The organism is Lactobacillus huangpiensis, assembly GCF_019972815.1.
Classification (GTDB): domain Bacteria; phylum Bacillota; class Bacilli; order Lactobacillales; family Lactobacillaceae; genus Lactobacillus; species Lactobacillus huangpiensis.
Window position 1 is genome coordinate 213310 of sequence record NZ_BPPA01000002.1, and the last position, 13445, is coordinate 226754.

The 13445-nt window shown below is 36.0% G+C and carries 19 protein-coding genes and 1 other annotated feature; of the genes, 18 read left to right on the top strand and 1 reads right to left on the bottom strand.

Annotation, left to right across the window (positions count from 1 at the left end; genetic code table 11):
* Window positions 1-3: 3 nt before the first annotated feature.
* From LDM90_RS02925 to rplL, 17 genes are all read left to right on the top strand, one after another.
* Window positions 4-429 (top strand): Mini-ribonuclease 3, encoded by a 426-nt coding sequence (locus tag LDM90_RS02925; RefSeq protein ID WP_373307163.1) that lies wholly within the window; start codon window positions 4-6, stop codon window positions 427-429.
* Window positions 416-1171: a 23S rRNA (guanosine(2251)-2'-O)-methyltransferase RlmB gene (rlmB, locus tag LDM90_RS02930; protein ID WP_223896439.1), complete on the top strand. Its 756-nt coding sequence runs from the start codon at window positions 416-418 to the stop codon at window positions 1169-1171. Before LDM90_RS02925 ends, rlmB begins: the two co-directional genes overlap by 14 nt.
* 210 nt (window positions 1172-1381) lie before the next feature.
* The gene (locus LDM90_RS02935; protein WP_223896441.1) at window positions 1382-1957 is read left to right on the top strand and encodes a sigma-70 RNA polymerase sigma factor region 4 domain-containing protein; all 576 of its coding nucleotides are present in this window, start codon (window positions 1382-1384) and stop codon (window positions 1955-1957) included.
* A 72-nt stretch (window positions 1958-2029) separates the two neighbouring features.
* On the top strand, window positions 2030-2248 hold the full coding sequence (locus tag LDM90_RS02940; protein ID WP_034980340.1) for a P8 family protein: 219 nt from the start codon (window positions 2030-2032) through the stop codon (window positions 2246-2248).
* A gap of 178 nt (window positions 2249-2426) precedes the next feature.
* Window positions 2427-2576: a 50S ribosomal protein L33 gene (gene rpmG, locus LDM90_RS02945; RefSeq protein WP_081945356.1), complete on the top strand. Its 150-nt coding sequence runs from the start codon at window positions 2427-2429 to the stop codon at window positions 2574-2576.
* 2 nt (window positions 2577-2578) lie between these two features.
* Window positions 2579-2749, top strand: coding sequence for a preprotein translocase subunit SecE (secE, locus tag LDM90_RS02950; RefSeq protein WP_034980339.1), 171 nt, complete (start codon window positions 2579-2581; stop codon window positions 2747-2749).
* Between the two features lie 100 nt (window positions 2750-2849).
* Complete coding sequence (nusG, locus tag LDM90_RS02955; protein ID WP_034980337.1) at window positions 2850-3398, top strand: transcription termination/antitermination protein NusG; 549 nt, start codon at window positions 2850-2852, stop codon at window positions 3396-3398.
* Between the two features lie 126 nt (window positions 3399-3524).
* Window positions 3525-3950, top strand: coding sequence for a 50S ribosomal protein L11 (rplK, locus tag LDM90_RS02960; protein WP_034980336.1), 426 nt, complete (start codon window positions 3525-3527; stop codon window positions 3948-3950).
* A 70-nt stretch (window positions 3951-4020) separates the two neighbouring features.
* Entirely contained in the window at window positions 4021-4713 is a 693-nt protein-coding gene (gene rplA, locus LDM90_RS02965; protein ID WP_045928405.1) for a 50S ribosomal protein L1, read from the top strand.
* Between the two features lie 141 nt (window positions 4714-4854).
* Window positions 4855-5721: a phosphate ABC transporter substrate-binding protein PstS family protein gene (locus LDM90_RS02970; protein ID WP_198213123.1), complete on the top strand. Its 867-nt coding sequence runs from the start codon at window positions 4855-4857 to the stop codon at window positions 5719-5721.
* 1 nt (window position 5722) lies between these two features.
* Window positions 5723-6715 (top strand): phosphate ABC transporter permease subunit PstC, encoded by a 993-nt coding sequence (pstC, locus tag LDM90_RS02975; protein ID WP_034980330.1) that lies wholly within the window; start codon window positions 5723-5725, stop codon window positions 6713-6715.
* Window positions 6716-6722: 7 nt separating this feature from the next.
* Entirely contained in the window at window positions 6723-7616 is an 894-nt protein-coding gene (gene pstA, locus LDM90_RS02980; RefSeq protein WP_045928403.1) for a phosphate ABC transporter permease PstA, read from the top strand.
* A gap of 12 nt (window positions 7617-7628) precedes the next feature.
* A complete protein-coding gene (pstB, locus tag LDM90_RS02985; RefSeq protein ID WP_223896447.1) occupies window positions 7629-8429 on the top strand; it encodes a phosphate ABC transporter ATP-binding protein PstB in 801 nt (266 codons plus the stop codon).
* Window positions 8430-8443: 14 nt separating this feature from the next.
* Window positions 8444-9199 (top strand): phosphate ABC transporter ATP-binding protein PstB, encoded by a 756-nt coding sequence (gene pstB, locus LDM90_RS02990; RefSeq protein ID WP_198213127.1) that lies wholly within the window; start codon window positions 8444-8446, stop codon window positions 9197-9199.
* A 15-nt stretch (window positions 9200-9214) separates the two neighbouring features.
* Entirely contained in the window at window positions 9215-9889 is a 675-nt protein-coding gene (phoU, locus tag LDM90_RS02995; RefSeq protein ID WP_198213129.1) for a phosphate signaling complex protein PhoU, read from the top strand.
* A 33-nt stretch (window positions 9890-9922) separates the two neighbouring features.
* Window positions 9923-10046 (top strand) — a sequence feature (ribosomal protein L10 leader region).
* 39 nt (window positions 10047-10085) lie between these two features.
* On the top strand, window positions 10086-10595 hold the full coding sequence (gene rplJ / locus LDM90_RS03000) for a 50S ribosomal protein L10 (RefSeq protein WP_045928399.1): 510 nt from the start codon (window positions 10086-10088) through the stop codon (window positions 10593-10595).
* Window positions 10596-10637: 42 nt separating this feature from the next.
* Window positions 10638-11003: a 50S ribosomal protein L7/L12 gene (gene rplL, locus LDM90_RS03005; protein WP_034980322.1), complete on the top strand. Its 366-nt coding sequence runs from the start codon at window positions 10638-10640 to the stop codon at window positions 11001-11003.
* A gap of 118 nt (window positions 11004-11121) precedes the next feature.
* Here the strand turns inward: rplL and LDM90_RS03010 are convergent, their stop codons facing one another.
* Complete coding sequence (locus LDM90_RS03010; RefSeq protein WP_198213131.1) at window positions 11122-12261, bottom strand: C40 family peptidase; 1140 nt, start codon at window positions 12259-12261, stop codon at window positions 11122-11124.
* 185 nt (window positions 12262-12446) lie between these two features.
* On the opposite strand from LDM90_RS03010, the gene LDM90_RS03015 reads away from it, so the two are divergent.
* Window positions 12447-13412, top strand: a complete 966-nt coding sequence (locus LDM90_RS03015) for a D-alanyl-D-alanine carboxypeptidase family protein (protein ID WP_223896449.1) — start codon at window positions 12447-12449, stop codon at window positions 13410-13412.
* The last annotated feature ends 33 nt before the right edge of the window (window positions 13413-13445 follow it).

Here is a 13445-nt window from a genome sequence, read left to right on the forward strand (position 1 = left end):
AAAATGATAGAAAATGATGTTAATCCGGATACTTTAAATGGGCAAACATTAGCTTATCTGGGAGATGCAGTTTATGAAATCTTTATTAGGAGACATTTAATTAAATGTGGCATTGTTAAACCCCAAGTCTTGCAAAGAAGAGCTACTCATTATGTGTCGGCCAAAGCGCAGGCAGCATTAATCACTAAGCTTCAGGAAGATAATTTGCTTACTGAAGATGAAGTAGCAACTTTTCACCGCGGTCGCAATTCGAAAACCTATACTAAAGCAAAAAATACCAGTTTGGCTACTTATCAGTTATCTACAGGTTTTGAAGCTATTTGGGGTTACTTAGAACTGTTAAACAAAAAAGATCGTATAGAGCAGCTGACCAAATGGTGTATTAAAACTATTGAAAATGGGGGCATAGAGGAATATGACTTCAAATGACAAAGATTTTGTTTTTGGCAGGCATGCGGGACTGGATTATTTAAAAACTCAAGATGCCGATCATATCAACAAAATATTTTTACAGCAGGGCATTAAAGAAAATTTTGCGAGTCAGGTATTTACCTTAGCTAAGCAGAAGGGGTTAATTGTCCAAACGGTACCCAAAAACAAATTAGATAAATTGGTTCAAGGTGGAAATCATCAAGGATTAGTTTTAACGGTAGCTAGTTTTGAATATGCCGATCTGGATCAACTGCTAGATCAATTTGACCACAGCAATCACGAACCGTTTTTACTGATGCTTGATTCAATTGAAGATCCTCATAATTTGGGCTCTATTTTGAGAACAGCAGATGCCACTGGAGTTGACGGCATTATCATTCCTAAAAGAAGAGCTAGCGGGTTAACTTCTGTTGTAGCTAAAACTTCAACTGGAGCAATTGATTATGTGCCAGTAGCAAGGGTAAATAATCTGGTACAAACTGCGAAAATATTGAAAAAACGTGGCTATTGGCTTTTTGGTACTGATATGACAGGTACAGATTATCGGCAGTGGGACAGTAATGGCAAAACTGTCTTGGTAATCGGCAATGAAGGTAAAGGAATTTCACGTCTTCTTAAAGAGCAGATGGATCAAATGCTGACTTTACCTATGGTGGGCCATGTGCAATCACTGAACGCTAGTGTTGCGACGGGTGTTTTGCTTTATCAGATGCTTAACAGCCGCAATCCTCTTAAATAGTTTTTCTTACACTCTGATTAATCAGAGTGTATTTTTGTTGCCAAATAAAGTAATATTCTCTTTTTAATTTAATGCGGTTTTAACAAATTTAGTTTTTTGTTGCAGCCGAGCTAACAGTAAAAAATAGTTGCTGAGTTTGAACTTAGGTTCGATTTTTGGGCTTATTTAGTTACTGTATTCTTCAATAAAAATTTAAATAGGAGAAATCAAATGAAGAATACTGAAATAAATATTAAAAGTGAGGCGGAACTTATTAGGCAAATAAAAAATGGTGAGGATGAAGCTATATTAGATTTGTGTTTTCTTTATAAACCATTGATTAACAAGGTGAAGAATTTGTATCATGTTCGCTATTATGACTGTCAAGATTGGGAACAAGATGCAATGATTATTTGTCATGCTTCCGCAATAAGTTTTGACTTAAATAAAGGAAAATTTGGCAGTTATTTTAAAACACGTTTGATTAACCATGCACGTTCACTCGTAAGGTATGATAATGCCTATCGCCGGCAGGCTTTGAAGCAATCCGTTTCGTTAGAAACAGCTAAGAAAAACAATTTATTGCCTTTAGATAAATCATTTGTTTCTATACCGGAAATTCCTTTAAGTGAGAATATTGCAATTTTAACGGGCAGGTTGTCTCATTTGGAGACCAATGCATTATTAATAGGACTTGGCGTAATAGAACAAAAAGAAGTTATCCAAAAATTAAAAATTAGTAAATTAACCTTATCAAGAGCGCGTTCACGACTCGTGCAGAAAATGCGTCAAACACTCCTCAATTAGTATTTTTGTAGTTGACATCTGGAAATTGCGGTATAATGGGTCTTGTAGAATAAATTTTAGGAGGTAGTTAAGATGGCTGATGAAGTTATGAAGACTGCATTGTTAGATCGTCACATGAAAGAAGTTTTTGACTGGAGTGATTCAGATCTTCCAGTTAGAGATGCCCTTTGGGATTATTTTATGGAAAAGAATGGCAGAGACACCATTAAAACGGAAGAAGCTATGCTTCCATTCCTGAAAGACTCTGACGATAAAATCGAATCCTTCGTTAATGAAAATCTTAAGAAGTAAATCCGACTAATACAATGTTCTACGCACTGTGGTCACGCATTTGTTTGGCTACTACAAAGGCAGTTGCTTGAATGAGCAACTGCTTTTGTTTTGTAATAATTAAGTTTGCAAATAATTATTAAATTAATTGCTTAAGTTAGCCATTTTTGCTAAAATACAATAGTTTGGAAGTGAGATTATGGCAGTGAAAAAAGCATCATTAGCTTGCAGCATCTGCGGCTCTCGTAATTACTCAATCGCTGCAAGTAAGAATCGCACTCAGCGACTAGAATTAAAAAAATTTTGTAAACACTGTGGTAAAATGACGTTACATAAAGAAACGAGGTAATTATGGTTAAATTCTTTAAGAGTGTAGTTGAGGAAATGAAGCTGGTTACTTGGCCAACAGCAAAACAAAACCGTCACGACACCGGAATCGTAATTGTTTCTTCAATTTTGTTTGCTGCATATTTAGGGCTACTTGATCTGTTGTTGACTAATGTTACACAAATAGTTATGTAATAGCACAGTTTTTTAATTTGTGATACAATAATATTAATTAGAAAGTCCTCTGGAGCAGAGGCTTTTTTGTTTGCCAAAAATATAAGGAGAATACGTAATAATGGTAGAAACTACTAAAAAGCAATGGTATGTCCTTCATACTTATTCAGGTTATGAAGACAAGGTCAAATCAGACTTGCTGTCGCGAGCTCAAAGTATGGGGATGCAAGACTATATTTTTCGAGTAATGGTTCCTGAACAGGAAAAGATTGAAAAGGTAAATAACAAGAAAAAAGAAGTCGAAGAAAAGATCTTCCCAGGTTATGTTTTAGTTGAAATGGTAATGACTGATGAAAGCTGGTTTGTTGTGCGGAACACACCAAATGTAACTGGATTTGTTGGTTCGCATGGTGGTGGTTCTAAGCCATCCCCACTTTTAGAAGACGAGGTTAACAGGCTTTTACGTCAACAAGGCGAACCTGCTAAAAGACCGCAAATTGACTTTGAAATTGGTGAAACTGTTACGATCATTGATGGAGCCTTTAACGGTGTTGAAGGAAAAATTACTGAAATTCAACCTGATAAATATAAATTGTTTGTTTCCGTTGACATGTTTGGTCGTGCTACCACAACTGAGCTTGATTATGATCAAGTAAAGAAAATTAGTTAGTAATAAGTCATTTATTGCAAAATTACTAAATCGATGATAATATATTAAAGTACTTTTATTATTGTGGGAGGAAAAGTAGGTAACTTTTCCATTTTAACCACGCACGGAATCAAGGAGGTTTTGACCGTGGCAAAGAAAGTTATAAATGTTGTTAAATTACAAATACCAGCTGGTGCTGCAACACCTGCTCCTCCAGTTGGTCCAGCTTTAGGTCAAGCTGGTATTAACATTGTTGGCTTTACTAAGGACTTCAATGCTAGAACTGCTGACCAAAAGGGCATGATTATTCCTGTAGTCATCACAGTATACGAAGATCGTTCATTCGAATTCGTAACTAAGACTCCACCAGCTCCAGTACTTTTGAAGCAGGCTGCTAAGATTGACAAGGCATCCGGTGAACCAAACACCAAGAAAGTTGGTAAGGTTACCAAGGATCAAGTTAAGGAAATTGCTGAAACTAAGATGAAGGACCTTAACGCTGCTGATGTCGAAGCTGCTATGCGGATGATCGAAGGTACTGCTAGAAGCATGGGTATCGAAGTCGAAGACTAATCCTGTTATTTATAACAATTTAGGTGGGAGAGCTTTAGCTCGCTTGACCACATATTAAGGAGGAAATCACATGCCAAAGCATGGTAAAAAATATTTAGAAGCTGCTAAAAAAGTAGATTCAAAGAAATTATATTCAGTTGCTGAAGCAATGAAGTTAGTTAAAGAAACTTCATACGCAGGCTTTGATGCTTCAGTTGAAGTTTCATACAATTTGAGCGTTGACCCTAAACAAGCAGACCAACAAATTCGTGGCTCACTGGTTTTGCCTAATGGTACTGGTAAGACACAAAAAGTTATTGTATTTGCTGAGGGTCCTCAAGCTGAACAAGCTAAGGCTGCTGGTGCTGATGAAGTTGGTTCTGACGACTTAGTTGAAAAAGTACAGAACGGTTACTTAGACTTTGATGTTGTTGTTGCTACACCAACAATGATGGCAAAAGTTGGTCGTTTAGGTCGTGTACTTGGACCTAAAGGTTTAATGCCAAACCCTAAGACTGGTACCGTTACAATGGATATTGAAAAAGCCGTTAAGAACGTAAAAGCTGGTCAAGTTGAATACCGTGTTGACCGTCAAGCTGCTATTCATGCTGCTATTGGTAAAGTTTCATTTACTGATGAGCAATTAATTGAAAACTTTGATGCATTGCGTGACGTTATTTTACGTGCGCGTCCATCTGCTGCTAAAGGTCAATACATTAAGAGTGTTGCTGTAGCTGCAACCTTTGGACCTGGGATTAAACTTGATCCATTAAATCTGGACTAAAATTGAACAATTAATTAAAGCAACTTTGCCGATTAAGCAGGTTGCTTTTTTTATCTATTTACGAGTATTTATGATTGGTCAAAGGTAAAAGTTTTGATAAACTAGAGCTAAATTTTATTTGTTTAATTGAGGGAATTTTATATGAAAAAAAGTAATTTAGGCAGACTGCTGACATTAATATTATTTATGTCCCTATTTTTGGCAGGTTGCAGTCAAAACCGAGAAAAAATTACTATTGTTGGCTCCAGTGCCTTACAACCTTTAATAGAACAAGCTGGTAATGACTATCACTTAGCCCACATGAGCAGCAACATTGTAGTTCAGGGTGGAGGATCCGGTACTGGTTTAAGTCAAGTTCAAGCCGGAGCCGTTGAAGTAGGCACTTCAGATGTTTATGCTGAGACCCAAAAGGGTATTGATGCAAAAAAATTAGAAGATTATCCTGTGGCAGTAGTTGGTATTGTGCCAATTGCAAACAAGGGTGTCGGAGTTAAAAATTTATCTACTAAACAACTTTCTGATATTTTTACTGGTAAAATTAAAAATTGGCGTCAAGTGGGTGGCAAAAATCAGTCAATTATTGTGATCAACCGTTCTCGTGGGAGTGGTACGCGATCGACATTTGAGGACTTGGTTCTAAATGGAAAAGAAGCAATTAATTCTCAAGAACAGGATTCAAATGGAACTGTCAAAAAAATTGTCAATTCTACACCGGGTACTATTTCTTATATTTCTTTTCCTTATGCTAATGACCAAAATATTCAAAAAATAAGTATAAATAACGTTCAACCAGATAATAGAAACATACCTACGAACAAGTGGCCACTTTGGTCTTATGAGCATATGTATACAAAAGGCAAACCGAATAAGCCTACTGCAGCTTTTATTAAATACGTATTGAGTAAAAAAGTTCAAAAAGATTTAGTTCCTAAAATTGGCTATATAAGTGTACATGAAATGAAAGTTTCGCGTGATAGTCAAAATAAAATTACGAAGATAGGTAAATAAAATGGCAAAAAAAGAACAAGATTTACAACAAGTTGTTGAGAATGCTCTTGCCGAACAAAAAGTACCGCATGTTAAGTTTAAAGGTATTGATCCCAAAAATATTGATGTTGATCGCTTAACTAAACCATCAAAAGAAACACGACAAGAATGGTGGGGCAGAGGATTAACATTTTTGGCAATTATATTAATAGGAATATTAATAGTTGCAATCATTGGTTTTGTTGGCATGCATGGTTTAGCAACTTTTATTGATAATAAAGTGAACATTTTCCATTTTCTGTTTTCTACTGACTGGAATCCTAATGCTGGTAAAAACCATGTGGGTGCTGCAGCAATGATTGTAACTTCATTTGCTGTAACACTTTTGGCTGCTTTGATTGCAACACCGTTTTCGATTGCAGTTGCTTTATTCATGACAGAATATGAATCGGGTAAGAGAGTGCAGTTACTGCAATCCGTAATGGAGCTTTTAGTAGGTATTCCTTCTGTAGTTTATGGCTTTATTGGCTTAATGGTAGTTGTTCCAGCTGTTAGAACTATTTTTGGTGGAACAGGTTTTGGCATCTTAACTGCCACATTGATACTTTTTGTAATGGTTCTGCCCACAATTACTTCTCTTACTGTTGATGCGTTTAAAGCTATTCCCAAAGATTTGCGAAAGTCTTCAGCAGCACTTGGTGCGACGAAATGGCAGACTATATATCACGTTGTGCTGAGAGCAGCTCGCTCACGTATTATGACAGCCGTTATTTTCGGTATGGCTCGCGCTTTTGGTGAAGCTTTAGCTGTACAAATGGCAATCGGAAATGCAGTATTAATGCCATATAACCTCGTTAGCCCAGCAGCAACATTAACCAGTCAGTTGACAAGTCAAATGGGTAATACTGTTATGGGTACTTTGCCGAACAATTCATTATGGTCTTTGGCACTTTTGTTATTAATTATGTCACTGGTATTTAATTTCTTGGTACATTTAATTGGAAAGAAGAGTTAGTAGTATTATGAACGCAAAAAAAACAAATAGAATTGCTACTGGCGTAATTTATTTCTTAGTCGGAATCGTTGTACTTCTTTTGGTTGGTATTCTTGGTAATATCTTAGTTTCGGGATTACCGCATTTATCGTGGCATTTCTTGAGTTCAGAATCATCCTCTTTTGAAGCAGGCGGTGGAATTAGAGACCAATTATTTAATTCTATCTATCTTTTATTACTTACCTTACTAATTTCTATGCCAATTGCACTCGGTGCTGCCATTTATTTAGCCGAATATGCTCCTGATAACTGGTTCACTCAGTTAATCAGAACCACGATTGAAATTTTGAGCTCTTTACCTTCAATAGTTGTTGGTCTGTTTGGCTATCTTTTATTTGTGGTTCAGTTCGGATTTGGCTTTTCAATTCTCGCAGGCGCTTTAGCACTAACTTTTTTCAACTTGCCAACTCTTACTAGTAATATTGAAGAAGCCATTAAAGGTGTTCCTCAAACCCAAAGAGAAGCTGGCTGGGCTCTGGGCTTATCTAATTGGAAGACCATCCACGGCATTGTATTGCCAGCAGCCCTGCCAGGAATAATTACTGGTGTTATTTTGAGCGCTGGGCGTGTTTTTGGTGAAGCTGCAGCTTTGATTTATACCGCAGGTCAAAGTGGTTCAACGGTTGATTATTCTAACTGGAATATGTTCAGTCCTACTAGTTTTTTGAATGTAATGCGTCCAGCAGAAACGCTAGCTGTACATATTTGGAAAGTAAATACTGAGGGGATAATTCCAGATGTGAATGTGGTTTCAGCTGCCACTTCTGCTTTGCTAGTCATTGTTGTCATTATCTTTAACTTCGGTGCTAGAGCGTTGGGAAACTGGATCTATAAACGGCTTACTGCCGCAAGAATAAAGTAAAGGGAGGTTCTTATGGAAAATTGGCAAAAACAAAAAACCTACATTAAGACCTTTCCTGAAGATGACTGTGCAATTTCAACTAATGATTTGAGTGTTTTCTATGGTGGTACAGTTCAAAAGTTGTTTAATGTTAGCCTAAGCTTTAAGAAAAATACAATTACTGCATTAATAGGAGCATCTGGTTCAGGCAAATCAACATTTTTGCGCTCACTTAATCGTATGAATGATCGTGTGGCACGAGTTGACGGCAAAATCATGTTTCATGGCCTTAATGTTAATCAGAGCAAAATTAATGTTTATGAATTGCGGAAGGCAATTGGAATGGTTTTTCAAAAGCCTAATCCTTTTCCGAAGTCAATTAGAGAAAATATCACTTATGCCTTAAAAGCAAATGGTCAGCAGAATAAAAAGAAACTGGACCAAATTGTAGAAGAAAGTCTCAGAGCCGCTGCTTTATGGGATGAGGTAAAGGATAAACTCGATCAAAGTGCATTGGCTCTCTCGGGGGGTCAGCAGCAAAGATTATGCATTGCGCGTGCAATTGCTCTGAAACCTGAGATTTTACTTCTTGACGAGCCTGCCAGTGCTTTAGATCCAGTGTCTACTGCAAAACTTGAAGATACTTTAAAGCAGTTGAGAAAGAAATATACTATGGTTATGGTAACGCATAATATGCAGCAGGCTTCAAGAATTAGTGAATATACAGCATTCTTTCACTTGGGACATGCGTTAGAATATGATACTACTACAAATATTTTCACCAACCCTCAAGGTGAAATTACTGAGAAGTACATTCAGGGTAGTTTTGGATAAAGGTGGCGTTATTGATGACAAATGTGATGGAGGCTAAAAATGTTAAACTTAAGTATGGCAGTTTTGAAGCTTTACACGGTATAAGTTTAGCTTTTCCTGCTCAAAAATTGACTGCCTTGATTGGACCATCTGGGTGTGGCAAATCCACCTTTTTGCGCTGCTTAAATCGTATGAATGATGATATTGACGATATTAATATTACAGGTGAGATACTTTTAGAAGGAAAAGATATTTATCATTCTCATATTGATTTAGTTGCTTTACGTAAGAAGGTGGGAATGGTTTTTCAACAGCCTACGCCGTTTCCGTTTTCAGTTTTTGATAATGTAGCTTATGGTTTACGCATAGCTGGTGTTAAAGATAAAGAATTGATCGAACAGCGAGTTGAAGAAAGTTTGAAACAAGCTGCCATTTGGACTGAAACTAAAGACAGTTTGCAACGTAATGCTCTTGCTTTTTCAGGAGGACAACAGCAACGTATTTGTATAGCCCGGGCTCTGGCAATCAGACCGGAAGTTGTTTTACTTGATGAGCCAACTTCTGCTTTAGATCCAATATCAAGTTCAGAAATTGAAGAAACATTAATGGCTTTGAAACAGAAATATACTTTTATTATGGTGACACACAACTTGCAACAGGCGAGTCGGGTTTCAGATCAGGTAGCTTTTTTAATGAATGGTGAATTGATTGAATCAGGTTCGACACAAGAAATGTTCTTGTCACCTAAAAAAGAAATGACAAACAATTATCTTAACGGCCGTTTTGGCTAATTTTGGAGGTGGATTATGCACGAAATATTTTTAGATGAACTGAAAAAGTTGAACGCTCAGTTTATGGAAATGGGAGTCTTGGTCAATGATTTGATTGACAAGGGTACGCGTTCATTCGTTGAACATGATAAAAAGACGGCGCAAGAAATGATTGCGGAAGACAAGGAAGTAGCTAAAGAAGCTGTCAAGATCGAAAAAAAGGCTTTGGAATTAATGGCTTTACAACAGCCAGTTGCAACTGATTTCCGTGTTGTTATTAGTATTTTAAAAGCTACAACAGATTTGGAAAGAATTGGAGAAAATGCGAATAGCATTGCCGTTGAAACTGTCAGAGTTAAAGGTAATCCACGTCTTCCAGAGGTCGAAAAAATAATTTCTAATATGACTCATCAGGTGCGTGAGATGCTGGTACAAGTATTAACAGCTTACGTGCAAGAAGATGAGAAAAATGCCAGACAAATGGTACTTGGACATGCTAAGGTTTTTAAAGATTATAAGAATGCCAGACAAATGATTATAGACGGGGTTGAGCAGGAGCCTGATGCCGCTGTAGCTTCTGCCAGCTACTTTGTTATCATCAGATTACTAGAGAGAATAAGTGATCATATTGTGAATCTGGCCAGTTGGGTAATTTACAAAACTTCAGGTGAATTATTCGAATTAATAAAACCTCAGCCGAAAAAGAACTGATTGGCTTGCAATTAAGTTACATTCCTGTTATATTTAATAAAGTAAATTCTACCTAAGACTCGGGTGGCATGACGCCTTAATTTCCCGCCGAGGCCAGAAGATATTGATGAGTTTAAAACTCCATGTCTTTCTTGGCATGGAGTTTTTAATTGGGCCTGATGGAATTTATTATTAAATTTGATGGAGGTGAAATCGATTGAGTAAAGCTGCTATTGCTGAAAAAGAAAAGTTTGTTGATGCGTTTGCTGAAGAACTTAAAGCTGCTAAAGCAATCTTAATAATTAACTACTTGGGTTTAACTGTTGAAGAAGTTACTAACATGCGTAAGGAACTTCGTGAAAACGATGTTAACATGAAGGTTGTTAAGAACACTTACTTAAGACGTGCTGCTGCTAAGGCCGGTATAGAAGGTCTTGATGAGACTTTTGTAGGTCCTACTGCTGTAATTTATACTGATAATGCTGATGACATTACCGAACCAGCTCGTATCGTTTCAAAATACGAAGATGATTATGATGTTATCGATATTAAGGGTGGTATGCTGGAAGGTAAATTGACTTCTAAAGAAGAAATCAAGGAACTTGCTGCCATTCCTGGTCGCGAAGGATTATTGTCAATGCTTGTTTCTGTATTACAAGCTCCAGTACGCAATTTCGCATATGCTGTTAAAGCTGTTGCTGATTCAAAAGATGAATCTGCAGAATAAATAAAATAATTTATATCTAAAAATTTCGGAGGATAAATAAGTATGGCTTTAGATACTGATAAGATTATTGAAGACTTAAAAGGTGCTTCAATTCTTGAATTAAATGACCTGGTAAAGGCTATTGAAGATGAATTTGGTGTTTCTGCTGCTGCTCCAGTTGCTGCTGCAGGTGCCGCTGGTGGCGAAGCTGCTGCTAAGTCAACATATGACGTTGAATTGACAGAAGCTGGCCAAGAAAAAGTTAAGGTTATTAAGGCTGTCCGTGACATTACTGGTCTCGGCCTTAAGGACTCAAAAGATCTTGTTGATGGCGCTCCTAAGAACGTTAAGGAAGGCGTTTCTGAAGACGAAGCTAACGACATTAAATCTAAGCTTGAAGATGTTGGCGCTACAGTTACATTGAAATAATTGTAGTCCGATCGGACAAGTTATAAGAAAAGACGTATTTGCAATTTGCAAATACGTCTTTTTATTTTTCGAGAGATTTTATTAAAATTAGACTTAAGCTAAAGGCGGTTAGTTATTTTTACATAATTCTTCTGACAATGCCATCAGGATAGTGAACTGATAAATACTTTGAATTGCGTGAGTTCCAGAATTTATCTTGTAAGCTGGAAACTCCAACCCCACCGTTGTCAGTGTATGGACTATCATGTAAAAATAATCCTTTTCCGAGGTACATTCCAACATGGGCTAAATGACCATCGTCTTTATCATCGAAGAAAATGAGATCGCCACGTTTTTTGTTTTTATAATTAATGGGTTTGCCATTATAACATTGACTAAATGTGGTTGATCCTAGATGATGGCCTGCTTTAGTAAAAAGATAATTCATAAAACTAGAACAGTCAAAATGTCGTGATTTTTCGTCATATTTTGAATGATCAATCATTTTTTCACCGATTTTGATAATACGCTCAAGAGATTTTTTATTGCCCTCTAAAGATTTTAAATTATATTTGATATTTTTTCCTAAAATCCAATAATTTTTCCCTTGATGTTTAAAACGATAATAAACTGCATGCAAATTAGTATGGGCAATCATGTTGACATAAACCCACTTATTCTTCAAATGTAATTTTTTACTGGTTCCTATTTTTCTAGCTTCGTTAGTGTGAGCTGGTAAGTTATACAATTTGGCATTTCTGATAATTTTCATTTTATAATTTATTTTATTTTTAGTTAATAAAAACTGATTGAAAGCTTTTTTATTCAGCCACCCATACTTGGTCTTAACAAAAGTTCCTTTGTTAGTTTTCGCTATTTTGCTATAGCTAATTTGTTTTTTATACCAATTTTTGACTGATCTTTTTTTACTGGTTAATGTTTTACTAAAGCGATAATGGGTTTGATAAATTTTACCACTGCCTTTTTTCCTTAAATAGATAATCTTTGGTGCTTTTTTTTGTTTTTTATCAGTGTTGATTGACTTGTGGGACTGAGAATTATCTTTACTCTTATTAGAATTTACAGTCTGATTATTATCAAAACTGGAATTATCACTAATGTCTGATTTAGATTGGTTTTGCTCTTTTTGTTCATTGTTTGGCTGATTAGTGATCGTTTGTGTACTGATAGTATCTGCAGAAACTTTTACACTAAAACTGAATATTCCCAAAAATGATAGACTGATAAACATTAAAAATAGTTTTGATTTGCTTAACATTTTAGCTCCAATCAATTTTAAAAAAATTTAACTACATTTACCATTTTATAATATAATAAAATTTATAGTTAATTAATTTTAAAATATCACCTGTAATTTTAAATTTGAAAATGTATAGGGAGGTATAGGTGCAAGTCAAAAATAAGTGTATTTTTGGACTTTTTTCTATAATAGCAGCTTTTTTTGTGAGCGCTTCAGTAGTTCAGGCTGATGAAACTATTCAAATTGACAGCAATAGTGCAAACAATAAAGTGGATCAAAAAACTAAAAAGAAAAAACATAAGACTACAGTTTATAGTCACAATCAAGACAAATCAGTTGGTCAATATACTAAGTATATTCATGGAAAAAAGCCTAAAACCAAAGCAAAAGCTTACTTAGTTTTGGATCGTAAGACTGGAGAAGTACTGCTAGCAAAAAATGCGAAGAAGCGCTATTTAACAGCATCTACTGGGAAACTAATGACGATTTATTTAGCCAGGCGCAAGCTTGCCCGTAATCCGCATGATTGGCAAAAAAAGCTCAAGTTTTCTAGCACATTGGTAAAAATGGCCAAAAATCCCAATCTTAACTACTTTCATGTAAAAAAAGGAAAAAAGTATACTGTCAAAGAGATCATGTCTTCAGCAATAATTGATTCCGACAATAACTCTGCAATTCGATTGGGTCAATGGGTTGCAGGTTCAAATAAGAAATTCATCAAAATGATGAATAAACAGGCAAAGCTATGGCATCTTTCCGCAAATTTCGTATCAGCTTCAGGGCTTGAAAACAGTGATTTAGCACCTTATGGATATTATGTTAAAGGTGCTTGGAGTTCAGGAAACTTATTATCGGCAAAAGATTTAGCAATAATTGGTTATCATGTTGCTCATGATTATCCCAGTTTGATGAAATTTTTTGTCACACCTGAGATGTATGTGGCAGGCCAGAAATTGCATAACTATAATGATACACTGCCTGGTCGTAAATATAACGTTAAATCCTTCAAAACCGATGATATGAAAACAGGCTGGACGCCACGATCCGGCTATTGTTTTGTTGGCAGCTGTAAAAAAGGCACTGGAAGAATTGTAGTTGTACTGCATGACAAAAATGAGTTTTCAGATGCCAATAAGTTGGTAAAATTTACGTATATGCATCGTAGTTAGAAAATAAATTAAAGAAGGTGAGTAATAAATAGT

What these genes read in the sequence shown, in the direction of transcription:
- secE (WP_034980339.1), top strand. Translation starts at nt 2,579, where the DNA reads ATGGTTAAATTCTTTAAGAGTGTAGTTGAGGAAATGAAGCTGGTTACT.
- rplL (WP_034980322.1), top strand. Translation starts at nt 10,638, where the DNA reads ATGGCTTTAGATACTGATAAGATTATTGAAGACTTAAAAGGTGCTTCA.
- rpmG (WP_081945356.1), top strand. Translation starts at nt 2,427, where the DNA reads ATGGCAGTGAAAAAAGCATCATTAGCTTGCAGCATCTGCGGCTCTCGT.
- pstA (WP_045928403.1), top strand. Translation starts at nt 6,723, where the DNA reads ATGAACGCAAAAAAAACAAATAGAATTGCTACTGGCGTAATTTATTTC.
- pstB (WP_223896447.1), top strand. Translation starts at nt 7,629, where the DNA reads ATGGAAAATTGGCAAAAACAAAAAACCTACATTAAGACCTTTCCTGAA.
- rplA (WP_045928405.1), top strand. Translation starts at nt 4,021, where the DNA reads ATGCCAAAGCATGGTAAAAAATATTTAGAAGCTGCTAAAAAAGTAGAT.
- LDM90_RS02935 (WP_223896441.1), top strand. Translation starts at nt 1,382, where the DNA reads ATGAAGAATACTGAAATAAATATTAAAAGTGAGGCGGAACTTATTAGG.
- LDM90_RS02940 (WP_034980340.1), top strand. Translation starts at nt 2,030, where the DNA reads ATGGCTGATGAAGTTATGAAGACTGCATTGTTAGATCGTCACATGAAA.
- LDM90_RS02970 (WP_198213123.1), top strand. Translation starts at nt 4,855, where the DNA reads ATGAAAAAAAGTAATTTAGGCAGACTGCTGACATTAATATTATTTATG.
- rlmB (WP_223896439.1), top strand. Translation starts at nt 416, where the DNA reads ATGACTTCAAATGACAAAGATTTTGTTTTTGGCAGGCATGCGGGACTG.
- LDM90_RS03010 (WP_198213131.1), bottom strand. Translation starts at nt 12,261, where the DNA reads ATGTTAAGCAAATCAAAACTATTTTTAATGTTTATCAGTCTATCATTT.
- LDM90_RS02925 (WP_373307163.1), top strand. Translation starts at nt 4, where the DNA reads ATGATAGAAAATGATGTTAATCCGGATACTTTAAATGGGCAAACATTA.
- pstB (WP_198213127.1), top strand. Translation starts at nt 8,444, where the DNA reads ATGACAAATGTGATGGAGGCTAAAAATGTTAAACTTAAGTATGGCAGT.
- nusG (WP_034980337.1), top strand. Translation starts at nt 2,850, where the DNA reads ATGGTAGAAACTACTAAAAAGCAATGGTATGTCCTTCATACTTATTCA.
- phoU (WP_198213129.1), top strand. Translation starts at nt 9,215, where the DNA reads ATGCACGAAATATTTTTAGATGAACTGAAAAAGTTGAACGCTCAGTTT.
- pstC (WP_034980330.1), top strand. Translation starts at nt 5,723, where the DNA reads ATGGCAAAAAAAGAACAAGATTTACAACAAGTTGTTGAGAATGCTCTT.